12 protein-coding genes are annotated in these 12,709 nt (G+C 32.6%); 2 read left to right on the top strand and 10 right to left on the bottom strand.

Annotation, left to right across the window (positions count from 1 at the left end; all coding sequences use genetic code 11):
• Positions 1–222: 222 nt before the first annotated feature.
• Complete coding sequence (locus DTK66_RS10130; RefSeq protein ID WP_191668587.1) at positions 223–1,404, bottom strand: diaminopropionate ammonia-lyase; 1,182 nt, start codon at positions 1,402–1,404, stop codon at positions 223–225.
• 214 nt (positions 1,405–1,618) lie between these two features.
• Positions 1,619–1,963: a winged helix-turn-helix transcriptional regulator gene (locus DTK66_RS10135; protein WP_191668588.1), complete on the bottom strand. Its 345-nt coding sequence runs from the start codon at positions 1,961–1,963 to the stop codon at positions 1,619–1,621.
• A 171-nt stretch (positions 1,964–2,134) separates the two neighbouring features.
• Between DTK66_RS10135 and DTK66_RS10140 the strand changes: the two genes are divergently transcribed.
• Complete coding sequence (locus DTK66_RS10140) at positions 2,135–3,157, top strand: zinc-binding alcohol dehydrogenase family protein (protein WP_191668589.1); 1,023 nt, start codon at positions 2,135–2,137, stop codon at positions 3,155–3,157.
• 464 nt (positions 3,158–3,621) lie between these two features.
• Here the strand turns inward: DTK66_RS10140 and DTK66_RS10145 are convergent, their stop codons facing one another.
• The 5 genes from DTK66_RS10145 to DTK66_RS11045 all read right to left on the bottom strand — a co-directional run bounded on the left by DTK66_RS10145 (position 3,622) and on the right by DTK66_RS11045 (position 7,301).
• Positions 3,622–4,590, bottom strand: a complete 969-nt coding sequence (locus DTK66_RS10145; protein ID WP_191668590.1) for a DUF6710 family protein — start codon at positions 4,588–4,590, stop codon at positions 3,622–3,624.
• Between the two features lie 356 nt (positions 4,591–4,946).
• Positions 4,947–5,351 carry a protein-export chaperone SecB gene (locus DTK66_RS10150; RefSeq protein WP_191668591.1) on the bottom strand — a complete coding sequence of 135 codons (405 nt, stop codon included), beginning with the start codon at positions 5,349–5,351 and terminating at the stop codon, positions 4,947–4,949.
• A complete protein-coding gene (locus DTK66_RS10155; RefSeq protein WP_191668592.1) occupies positions 5,351–5,566 on the bottom strand; it encodes a hypothetical protein in 216 nt (71 codons plus the stop codon). The genes DTK66_RS10150 and DTK66_RS10155 overlap by 1 nt, the downstream gene beginning before the upstream one ends.
• Entirely contained in the window at positions 5,566–6,159 is a 594-nt protein-coding gene (locus tag DTK66_RS10160; RefSeq protein WP_191668593.1) for a hypothetical protein, read from the bottom strand. Before DTK66_RS10160 ends, DTK66_RS10155 begins: the two co-directional genes overlap by 1 nt.
• 179 nt (positions 6,160–6,338) lie before the next feature.
• Positions 6,339–7,301 (bottom strand): tyrosine-type recombinase/integrase, encoded by a 963-nt coding sequence (locus DTK66_RS11045; RefSeq protein WP_225209076.1) that lies wholly within the window; start codon positions 7,299–7,301, stop codon positions 6,339–6,341.
• Between the two features lie 316 nt (positions 7,302–7,617).
• Here DTK66_RS11045 and DTK66_RS10170 point away from each other — a divergent pair, with 316 nt between their 5' ends.
• Entirely contained in the window at positions 7,618–7,767 is a 150-nt protein-coding gene (locus DTK66_RS10170) for a hypothetical protein (protein ID WP_191668594.1), read from the top strand.
• A gap of 197 nt (positions 7,768–7,964) precedes the next feature.
• Here the strand turns inward: DTK66_RS10170 and DTK66_RS10175 are convergent, their stop codons facing one another.
• From DTK66_RS10175 to DTK66_RS10185, 3 genes are all read right to left on the bottom strand, one after another.
• Positions 7,965–8,195 carry a hypothetical protein gene (locus DTK66_RS10175; protein WP_191668595.1) on the bottom strand — a complete coding sequence of 77 codons (231 nt, stop codon included), beginning with the start codon at positions 8,193–8,195 and terminating at the stop codon, positions 7,965–7,967.
• Positions 8,196–8,760: 565 nt separating this feature from the next.
• Positions 8,761–9,819, bottom strand: a complete 1,059-nt coding sequence (locus DTK66_RS10180) for a Fic family protein (RefSeq protein WP_368356248.1) — start codon at positions 9,817–9,819, stop codon at positions 8,761–8,763.
• A 688-nt stretch (positions 9,820–10,507) separates the two neighbouring features.
• Positions 10,508–12,520 carry an RNA-directed DNA polymerase gene (locus DTK66_RS10185; protein WP_191668596.1) on the bottom strand — a complete coding sequence of 671 codons (2,013 nt, stop codon included), beginning with the start codon at positions 12,518–12,520 and terminating at the stop codon, positions 10,508–10,510.
• Positions 12,521–12,709: the final 189 nt, after the last annotated feature.

The following is a 12,709-nucleotide window of genomic DNA, read 5'->3' on the forward strand; positions in this document are numbered from 1 at the left end:
TGCTACAGCGCAGTACACAAAGGGACTCTAGCGTTCGGAAAATCCGAACACTAGAGTCCTCTTTGTGCTTGCGGGGGTTCCCTAAAGGCTAGCTTCGCGTCGAAAAACGAACTAGCAAGCTAGTTCTGTCTCACTCCCATTGGCTTTTATCGATTTATTCTAGGCTTGATCTAATCGTTAGTTACTTCGGACATGCTTATGTCAATTGACTACTCAGCCTGTCTACTTATTAATGATGGTTTGATAATCATGCTCATCAGTATCACCCTCGGTATTGATAACTAGAACTCGGGAAGTTGAATCAAGCTTTAACAATTGTCGATATTGGGAATTTTGAACAACGGCATTTAAAAAGGCAAAGGCTGCAACACCAGATTCACCTGATACAATTACGGGATCATTACCCCTAGGATGTGCTAATATGCGCATTCCATTGGCTGCTACCTCATCCGTTAATGTACCATAAAAACTAGCGGTCTTTTTTATGAGTGGAAAAGAAATTGCACTCGGCGTTTGGCAATTAAGCCCCGCCATAATTGTTTGCGGGGATCCCGGAACAGTGTGCGCTAGACCATCAGCTTCTTGGGCAGAAAGGAAATAACAGGCAACATTGGCAGGTTCAACTATCGTTACAATTGGATAGTAGTTTGTTGGCAACTGACTGAATAGTGCATTGATAATTCCTGAAGATAGCTGCCCAACCCCCGCTTGGAGAAAAAGGTGGGTCGGATAATCATCCTTGGCTAATTGATCAAGAATTTCGTTTACAATAATTGAATACCCCGCAGATATTTCTTGCGGGATTTTGGTGTAACCTGACCATGCCATATCTTGAATTAAGATACCATTAGGGTCTTTTTGCGATAACTCATAGACGAATTGAACAGTATCGTCGTAATTTTTATCAGTAATTTCAACTTGGGCATTATTAAATTGAGCAATATGTTCCGCCCGAAGTCTGGTTGAACCAACAGGCATTTTGATTACTGCATGGGTCCCAAGTTTGGCTGCTGCCCAAGCAACACCACGCCCATGGTTTCCATCAGTAGCCGTATAAAAGGTGAGCTTATTAGCAACCGCTTTAACAGCATGAGTCTGCAATTGATCATATGTCAAGCCCGCTAATGGCAACCCAGCTTGCTTAGCAATACAACAGGCCATCGCAAAAAGGCCACCAGTCGCCTTAAATGCTTTTAAGCGCGAATCAAAGCGGTGAGCTTCATCTTTAATATATACTGTTCCTAGTTTATTCTCATGAGCAAAGTTCGGTAATTTTACTAGCGGCGTTGGATGATAAAATGGGACGGAATGATAAAAATTAGTTGCAATCCCAATCAACTGATCCTCAGGAAATTGGTTATTTGATGGGATAAAAGGTGACCTAATTAGTTGAATCTGCGCCATTTAATAACTTCCCTTCAGTAATTAAACAATTATTCCTTAATAATACTATTATGTGACTACCTAAGTATGCTGATAGCTAATTACATAGCTGTCAGTTTTACCCTTTAAATTATAAATCTAATTCATTATCAAGCAACCGTTGATATTATTGCTGACAATATGGAAGAAAATTAAAATAAGAAATTTCATTAAGTCTACATCTAGGTGTAAGCTTTTAATTTCCTTCTAAATTTATAGTATTGTATGTTCTTCCCCATTTCTCCATTTCAATAATAAGTGGAGTCAACGTTTGTCCAAAACAGGTTAATTTATATTCTGTTTTAGGAGGAATGACAGGGTATATTTTCTTTTCAATAATTTTATCTTTTTCTAATTTGCTAAGTTGTAAAGATAGCATTCGCCTAGAACAATTTGGCATCCGTTTTTGTAATTCACTAAAACGACACACTTTATTTTTAATTAAATGATAGATGATTACACTTTTCCATTTACCCGAAATAATTTGTAAAGTGCTCTCAACTGGGCAACCATCATTACAATTATAAATATGCCTTTGCAAAATCATGCTCCTCCCTATTATTTTTGAATCCTAATTTCTATAATACACGATCTCAACAATTGTCACTATTAGGGAAATAATTGTTACATAGGAATTTTAAATTCTCTTCTTGTTTGATTTGTTTCCCAGCTTACTATTGATAAGTATAAAACAAGGAAAGAGGAATTAATTATGAAAGCAATTGGTTTTAGCGAACATTTGGATATTAAAGATCCAAAAAGTTTATTTGAATTTGAGACACCAAAGCCAACACCTAAGGGACACGATTTATTAGTAAAAGTTAATGCCGTCTCAGTTAATCCTGTTGATGTTGGCGTAAGAAGAAATGGGCATGGAAAACTCTCAAAACCCAAAATTATTGGCTGGGATGCTTGTGGAATTGTTGAAAAAGTCGGTAGCAAAGTATCACTTTTTTCACCAGGTGATCGTGTTTACTATGCTGGTTCATTTAAACGATCAGGAAGCAATAGTGAGTATCAATTGGTAGATGAACGAATCGTCGGAAATGCTCCTAAATCATTGACGGATGCCCAAGCAGCTGCGATGCCTTTAACTTCCCTAACTGCCTATGAAGCATTATTTGAACAATTATCCCTATCTCAAAATAAAAAAACTAATGAAGGTAAAACGATTCTTATTATTAATGGCGCTGGAGGTGTAGGATCTGTTGCAACACAATTAGCATCTAATGCTGGTCTAACAGTTATTGCCACAGCTTCTCGACCTGCAAGTATTAACTGGGTGAAATCTCATGGAGCTGCAGATGTAGTAAATCACCGAAAGAATCTGGTAAATGAAGTTCATAAACTTGGCTATAAATATGTTGATTACATTCTGGAATTAAAAGATATTGATAGCCATTGGAAAGAAATGTGCGAATTAATTAAACCAGAGGGTGCCATTGCATCTATTACAGAAAATAGACGACCTATTAATTTACGATTATTAACACCTAAAAAGGCTATATTCGCTTGGGAATGGATGTATACAAAATCTTATTATCATACACTAGATATGCAATCACAACATGAGATTCTTAATAAAATAGCAACTTTGATTAATAATAACGAATTGCAATGTACTTTAACACAATCATTTTCTCCAATAAATGCCGAAAATCTTAGGAAAGCTCACAGCCTTGTTGAAAATGGACATATGATTGGAAAAGTAGTCGTCGCAGATTGGCAAAAATAACTAAAGTACTTCATGGTAAGATATCGCTGACTAAAATTTAATGTTAATTTATAAAAACATGATTTCACTATTTGTTGGAATCATGTTTCTTCTTTTTCATATCAACTATTTCAAATCATGTTCATATCAACTATTTCAAATCATGATTTGCACACAAAAAATCCTCTATAACGCCTATTAAACCAATAGTTCTAGCGATGCATCGATGCAAGCACATGCACACACTTTTTCTGTGTGCATAATGTTCTTAAATAAACAAAAATAGTCCTTGATACATCTCCGTAAAACATTGATATATTAAGGACTAATAAACTTTGCAAGTTTTAATTATGCTGACTAGAGGCGCTGTTTTAGGGTAGCTGAGGTATTGGTACGACAGCATTCGACTCTAAACGTGTTAAGCTTTTGTGTTAAATACGTGGTCAGAAACTTTGTTCAAAAGCTGATGTGACGGGAATTGAGCATTATTTTAACTTAGCAAATTCCCTTTGAAACATTCCATATAAAGTTTTCCACTTACTATCATCAGCATTTGCTTTACTTAAACTTTGGACAGAATATTCATTATTCTCATCATACCATAAATTCCAGATTGCCTTTGGTACATTGTCAAAGTTCATAGCTCCCGTTAGTCTTCGATATGCAGTATTGGAAAACTCTGTTAAAACTTTATCTTTATAAGTCATCGAATTTAATACTTTATTACCTTCTCTATCCTTTTTATCGTTCTCTTTCTCTATACAGTTTACTATTTGATGGGGGAATTCGTTGTACTTTAATAAATATTTTCCAATTTCCATAAGAGATTGCCATTTTTCTAAAAGAGTATTTTCCTCTGATGACCCAAGAAAATTTACAAATTGTCCATCTTTATCTTTAAGAAGTTCTTCAGAAATATCATAAATTCCAGTTACTTTTATCCGCTTTAATTCACACTTTAATAAACCAGATAATTGGCTATGGTTCCCTGATGATACTAATACAATCCCTAACGGATAAATGTATAAATTGTCAATATTAGAATTTGTATTATCGAATCGATTATCCGCATCATTTCCAATGCCTCTTAAACTATCAATGATTCTTTCATTACTCCATGGCATAGTAATGAAAGCCACATCTTTAGAATTTATAAGAATAGGATTATCATGCATATCAATATTTTTGTAAAGATTATTTCTTGGTAGAAAGTCTTTCAATCCTAACTCAGGTGCAGAATTAGGTTCGTATATTGTTTTATACCCGTAATCATCATAAGTGATACTATTACAAATAATTTTTTGCAAGTACATTAATGTATGAAACTTATCAATAAGATGATCTCCACTATCTTTCTGATTCGTTAAGTAGTTAATTGATTTCCTTAACTTTTCAGCATTACCTACTGCCTTTTTATTATTCTTCGAATTAAATATACTAAATATTTTAAGCATGTAGATCTCCTCCTCTTTCTCTTTAACATATTTTAACACACGACTAACCTTGCCATATCAGCAATCCAAACACTTCAGACACTCAAAATCACTTACCAACATCCGCCCGTGTTAAATCAGCGCCATTTAAGCGACAAAAAAAGCCTGTACCGCCGACGATAATTGCTGGTATTACAGGCTTATGTGTTCTTTGTAGTGCTCACTAAGTCGCTTTTTCAGGGCAACTCAATCCTTGGTATAAAAGGATTTTACCCTAAACGTATTAAGATTTTGTGTTAAAAGCATGGTCAGAAACTTTATTCAATTATCATCAAAGTCCTTTTTAGAGCACATAGTTTAATAATTTACTTAATATCCTACTCTTTATCCTGTTTATCTATTAAATTACCTATATTCATAGTCGGTAATACTAATGCAGGGTATTCACCACTCATTCCAGTAAGCTGACTTATTACCATTCTGAAATATGGGAAAAGTATTGCAGTTGCATTCTTTTTAAGCAAATTATCAAGTCCTAGCTTTGCCTCATCTTCTTCAGCATTATACTTGAACATTCCTTCTATCTGTACATCAACATTAAAAGGAAGTTCATCTTTAGATGAAAAGCCAAGAACAACGTTAGCTTCCTTATCACTATTCTTGTGGAAACTAATATTGATGTTAGGATTAAAACTTGCTTCATCTTCTTTGGAATTAAACTTCAGATTACGTTCATATTCCATTTTTAGAATATGATAACCCTTAAACTCTAATACAACCATTACGCAACCTCTTTCATGTTAGAAAACAGATTACTTGTACCCTTCATGTAGTAACCCTTTTGCTCTTTTAGAGAATAAGTTGCCCTACCTTCGCTAACAGTCACTGATTGTTCATTAAAAGATAGTTTTAAACTTTCCACTAAAGCATCCGTATCGATTTCATCAAAGAAATCGTTAACACTTTGTTGAGTTATAATTAAATCTTCAATCCGCATTATGATTCCTCCTTAAAACTATACGGCTTTATTGACTTGATATCTTCAGGATATCTAATAGTAAACTCTGTACCATTAGGTATCCCGAGTCTTTGATAACTGTTGTTAAACGGTGGTAAAAATGTTTCTGTTTGTTTTTTTACAAACCTAATACAAATACCATTTTTCCTCAAATACACAATGAACATTTCTGTCATAATACCAGCAAATAAGTCTATTTTACCATTAGGTCTACCTGGTATTGCATTAAAAATATTATTGGCTTTTTGGACATTTCGCGAATTCTGAGAAAATATTCGAAATTGTTTCCGATGATCGGGATTTGTAAAATCTAAAATACTATCAGGATTCTCAATATCTACATCAACTTGTAAAACCTGATTGTCCATATCAAATTTATTTATAAAACGCAATGCCATACTTGGATCATCCACGAAAGTATATGTTCCATATCCCAATGATCCAGGAATTTCAAACTTCTTTCGTTCGCCCTCATACAAAATTGATTCTATAATGTGTAAATTGCTATGAAATCTACCAGATTTAAGTATCTTTTGAGCATTTGAGGTTGTAGTACCATGATATAATCGCAAAATATACTCCCAACCTGATATTACATTTAATTAAACAACAAGAACAGCTATATTATACCCAACTGTCCAACTAATTCTATATTACACTATATGAAAATATATTACACCATATAAAGTATTTTTCTCCAATTATTAAGAACTTACGTCATCATTAATTGTATTGCCTGAATTTTTGCCTACTAAAAATACCGATCCATCAATCCACTATAACCAGTATTAAACGTCTTCACATAGTAACGCATATAAACCGCTAAGGAGTTACCCAATCGATTGCAAGCATAACTGTAATCACCAAGCCTTGCTAGCCTAGTTCCGCAAGTTGTTCTAAGCGTGTAACAACTCAATGGTAAATCATCATTATTAACGCCAATCCGTCGGCAAATTTCCTTAAGCATGTCATTCATTGAACGTTGTGTCACTGGATAGCCTAATCTAGCAAGGGGGTAATCAGTTAAATTAAGAAAATATAACTCACTAGTTGTTTGTAGACCTTTGTCTTTAATAAATTTTGCATGTTTTTGTTTAAAGACTTGTAGTTGATCATGCAACTGCTGAGTAATTGGCGAAGTCAAGCAACTTTTACCCTTACGACGAGCTTTGAGATGACCATTCAATGTCTTAGTCAGTTCAGAATAAGAATCATTTATTTTGAATACCCAATGTCCTTCATCTTGCGTGAGGTTAGAAGGCTTCAATGCTTGAATTTCTTGTGGTCGTATTCCTGTTTCTGCTTCAACCCATAATGCCATCCGAACGACCCAACGTTGAATGGGAACTTGTGCTAAATCGTCTTGAATGGTTCTTCTGAATGCCTGAAATTCGTGGTCCGTCATAACATACTTTTCTTTCGTAATTGACTGCTTATCTCGTCTGAAAAAATAATCAATTGGCCTTTTAGGAACTGGTGATTTTGTAATAACATCACCCTCTAATGTTAAAAAGTATGTCCTTAACTGTTGTAAAAGTTTACTGGCGGTGGAATGTGTCGTAATACTAGTATGATGCTCTCTCGCATAAGTCGTGATGAACTCCCTAATTGTATCTTCATCACAACTTCTTATTTTTACCCCATCCAGATAGCAATGCACCATTTTTTCTGTATAGCGCCAGGTTTTAATTGAAGCTGGACTCCAACGTTCCATTTCAATTTGATGATTGATCCACTCAGATAATGCTTCAGGCAAGTATTTGCTACCAGTACTAAAATCATGACCAGTTTTGATTTGATCAATCAAATCGGCTTCAATTTTCCTAACTTTAGACTTGGTATCAGCATAGCGGACCAGTGCTGATATCAGCTTCCCGTGTATACTGGTTTGCGACCTAATCCAATATTGGCCATAATGTTTACTATTTTTATTTTCAACTAACTATATTTCATGTCTGGAAGTTAGAAATGCTAATAATGTCAGTGCTAAAGCGCTAATATATATAGCAAAGGCACTTAGGCAAATATAGATGAATTGGCAAATGGCTCAACTGACGAGACAGGAATGGGACCCTATCAGAAGAAACTTTGGCAGGTTCTTAATTAATAAGATGAATGGCGAAAAGGCTGAGCAAGTTTCAAAGAGCGTTCTGGACTGGATTAACCTTGATAATGAATAATAATTCCACTAAATACTACGATTTTCGTAATTTCGTAGTACCTGCTTCAATATATGGGTAATTACTGCTTTTCGTAATTCTTATCAAGATAAAACAACATAGCATAGATCCAAGGTTCAAATACAATTGAAAATCCTATTATTAAATATAAAATATGATATATATAGTTTTAGTGCATGGAAAAGCATATTCATTATTTACAAAATTGGAAGCAAAATTATAGTTACTGGAGAAATTGGCATCTTTATTCTCATAATTATTTCAAAAATTATCTCAAAAGCTATTACTATAGCAATAATTAATAATCCCATTAAACCAAATTTGACTTTACTAAACAGTGAGTCAAAATTCTGCTTTACAATATTAATTTTCGTCTTGTCTTTATAAACATTCATAATTAAAGGAATAGTTACAGTAATAGTAGCCATACATACACTCTTTAGATCACTAGTATTTACTCTCCCAAAATTAAAAATCGTTAATACAATACTATTGATAATTATTAGTATCATTGATTGAGTACCAGTCGCCTTATCATTTCTATTTAAAAAAATACTTCATCACTTTCTCCTTCCATTTAGCGCTTTAATTTTCATCAATTTTATCATAGACTTGTATATAATATTCGACTAGTTTTAATACAAATACCGCATCTTTGTCCTCTAAAATAGAGATTGTTCCTGCACCATACTTTTTAATGCGTTTCAAATATGTCAAATATTTTTTAACCGAATCAACTTAATGTTCTTTCAAATATTTCACTTCAATTTTGGTAAATGATGAATCTTAACATACTTTAACATGCTACTAAGGTTGATATACCAACATTTGTAGCACTTCACCTAGTCAAAAATGTCCACCACTTTGCAAAACGGTTAAGAAGCTCAGAGGTTAAATTGCATAGGCATTGATATATCAACAATTAAGCCAATCAATTTAGATTCTGTGTGTCTAGTTGTGTGCATTGTTTGTTAATTCAATACTTTCTGTCATCTAATAGCTATTATTTTTCAAACCATATTTCGTTAACCTTGCCTGCCCAATCTTTTCCAGCTTATTAGCATCGCGAAGTTTTTTTACTGCTCGTCGAATCGTAATTTCACTATATTGCGGAATAAGATTGTTTAGTTCTTTAATAGATAATGGTTTTAATGCCTGACGAATAGTTTTTAACACTAATTGATCCACAGGTAAATCAGACTGATTAACCATACTCAAGCGCTCATTAAATTCGCGATAATCTTTTAAGATAATGCCCAGAAAGTATTCTAAAAATGGTAAATAATCATTTTTATTATTCATCCACTGTTCCGAACTATCTTTTAGTGCCTGATAATATGACGATTTGGTCTCCTCAATAGATTTTTCTATGCTTATATACTTTCCAACATCAAAACCCGCTTTATACATTGTCAGTAACATTAATAATCGTGACATTCTTCCGTTACCATCATTGAAAGGATGAATGGATACAAAATCAAAAATAAACGCTCCTGACAATAGTAGTGGTGAAAATACACCTTCTTTAATAGCTCGATTATAAGAATCACATAAGTTCCGTACTAATTCTGGTGTAAGATATGCTGCTGGAGGATTAAACCTTACCTCTTGTTTCCCATTGCCATACTCAGTAACTATTTTATTATTGCTGTCCTTGAAATTACCGCCCCAAGTGCTTCCAGTATAAGCAAATAACCTCTTATGCATCTCCAAAATAGAATTAACCGAGATAGGAATATAGTCATATTGTTCATGGATTAATTTAAGGACATCTCGATAACCTGAAATTTCTTTCTCATCACGATTTCTCGGTTGCGTTTTGTCTTGCATGATTTTGTTCATTCGTTCATCTGTTGTATAAATACCTTCAATTCGGTTTGATGAACTAGTACTTTGAACTTTAGCTACTTCTACTAAGCGGTCCAACGTGTCCCTATAATCAGTCTCATAGCTATCAGTTTTACCTCTTAAATTATAAATTTGATTCATTTTATTTACTAAATCACTTGAATAGTTCAAATGATTCAGTGTTTGATAGTCAAATTGCTTAATTTTAGTCACACCCTTATCTTAATCACTGGCTTAGTATCTTGATCATTTTACTATAAATGATCAAGATATTACAAATATGATCAAGATTTTATGCCTACGAATAATAGCAGAAAGTAACGATTAAATTCATATAACTCCTGATATATCAACGCTCAGGGTAAGAAATTTTAATTATGTGCATTCCATACTAAAAGAAATTAAATATTCTAGTGCTATTTATCTTTTAGGAATTCTAAAACTTCATAATCTTCTTTCAAACTCTGATCTAATATATCAAAGAAATTATCATGAATTTTATCACTAGATGAATTCTGCTTATTAACATTTTGCTCTACCAATTTTAAATTTCCCCTCACCGTTTTCAGTGCAATAATCGTTTTATCGGTGCAAACTTAGCTGATTTTGCACCGATAACTTTTAAATTAGACCGATTCAATATACATTCAGCAAATTAGTCTTTTAACACAAATACTTTCCTATCCATCAGCATTCATTTAATAATGATTGACTATCTATGATTAATTCCATATAAATTTTTGACGCTTTTTGACGCTTTCATATTTAGTATTAACAGACTTACCGACTTGTCTAACTTTACCTTCTTGAATTAATTGCTTTAATAAATTACGTACATATCCCATTTTATATCTCATTCCTAATATTCTTCTAACGAATAAACCAACTATTGTTATTCATACTCATCTTCTTCATTTATCTTAATAATTGATTCAACTTCTTCAAGTTTTTGCTTATTTATAATAGAGGCCTCTACTCTAAGTTTATTATCTTTATCTATTTCATTTAACCACTTCATATTCCAAAACTCATATCCTGTTCCCATCTGGCTTACAGCATTCAGTAATTTATTACCGCTATCGGTTGACTTCTCTAAAACAGAATTACCAAGAAAGAATCTTTGCATCCATAATTGCATGTATTCTGAATTAGGCATATTCTTCAATCGTTTATTAAATGTTCTCATGTCTTCACCAATAAAAATTTCTTTATCTTTCTTATCATTCAAGGTATCACATAATACACTCAAACAACTAACGACTGTATCAATATGTTTAGGAGAACGTACTCCAATCATAGTCAAAATTGCAGCAAGCTGATGATAATCATTTTGCTGTTTATTTATCAACGTTTCAAATTCTTCTTGTATAAATTTATTGTTATCATCATTTCCAAAATACCTTTCAAAAGAATTTTTTAACTCCGAAATACTATAAAAGGTTTTCTTAAAAAGTGCTTGAATAAAACTAATATTTCCTATTAACAATTCATTAACAATTCTTAATGACAATTGATTATTACTATCTCTATTCTTACTGATACAAGATTTAAGTTTTCTTCTCAATTTTTCAACTTCGAAAGTTTCAATTTGACCAAAACGAGAATTGATAGAATTACATAATTGAAACAAATCTCCCACTTCATAATTTTGATTTTTTTCGTTTACTATTTCACCAAATATATTTTGAGCTGCCGCTAGAGGATTAGCGGCTTTAAAAATACTAAATATATAAGCATAACTATAGTATTCGAGAATTATATTATATTTTCTACGTAATAATTTTCGGAAAGCTATTAAAGCCTTTTTCACACTTCCTGTATTGGGAAATTTCATTGTTAATTTATATATCATTAATAATTTCTTTTGATCGGATATTTCTGAGGATTCCATTAATGATTCATAATCTACCCAATACATTTTATCTGGTTTGATGGAACTACTAATAACATCCGTACTTAATCGAGTCTTAGTATTGTTAAAATGCATATTTAACTCAGCAGATATAAATGATAATTCTTTTACTATCTTATCTAATGTTTCTTTATTATTTGCAAATATTCTATAATCATCTCGATAACGTAAAATCTTAAAAGATCTCTTTATATTTTCAGCATGTAATTTTTTAATTAATTTTGAATCTGAGTATCTCAATACTAGTTCTGCTATTAAATCAAAAACCTTACTTCCTTGAGGAATTCCATTAGTTTGTCCATTTTGCATTCTCTGGATAGTAGAATCAATTTTATTTCCTAAAAGTGCTCCTTCTCCTCTATTTTCTTTAGCTTCATCCTTCCCTTCTAACGCCCATGCGATGGTATGAGTATAAATCGCACCATAACAATTTACTAGATCCGTCTGTACGCAGTACTTATAGAAGAGTCCCATTTTTAGACTTTCTTGCTCAAAATATTTCCACCAGTTGATACCTTCATCTTTACTTTCTGCATTACTTCCATCCTTTTTTATAAACGGAATACTGGTACAAATAATCTCTGATCCACATTCATCATCAAACGCTTTAAACCTATCCTGAATCTTACTCCAATTATCCTTCTGAGTTATTAAATGAACCAAACTAACGTACAAGTATGGATTTACGATTTGTAATTTTCGCCAATCGTATTCGCCGTTTTTATTTAAATATAGGTTTATATGTATATCCTCGCTTTTTTTTAACTGTTCATCCAAACAATCCTTTTTTATCCCATATTTCCCGTTAAGAGTTCCAAGCAGTGTGTCCGGCTGCTTATTCTTCTTTCTCAGTACCTTATCTATTTCCTTTAGTACCAGAGTAAAATCAAAATATTCTGGCAAATTACAATTAAAGTAATTTTTAGATAACAAAAACGCTTCTCTCGCTTTTTTAGCATCTAGATCCAAAATTTTGACTGTATTATCATCCATAGTCTCTTCCTCAATTAAATTTTTAAGTGACAAAAACATCTATATTACTTTATACTACCAACTTTTAAGCAAGATCAAATTATTTTTAATTCTACTACTTAAATAATAATTATCTGTATACTCCTTTTTAATATATAGCCACTTATAACGACAATAAATATCATTATAAGGGGTATACACTTTCTGGTA

The organism is Limosilactobacillus walteri, from assembly GCF_014830205.1.
Classification (GTDB): domain Bacteria; phylum Bacillota; class Bacilli; order Lactobacillales; family Lactobacillaceae; genus Limosilactobacillus; species Limosilactobacillus walteri.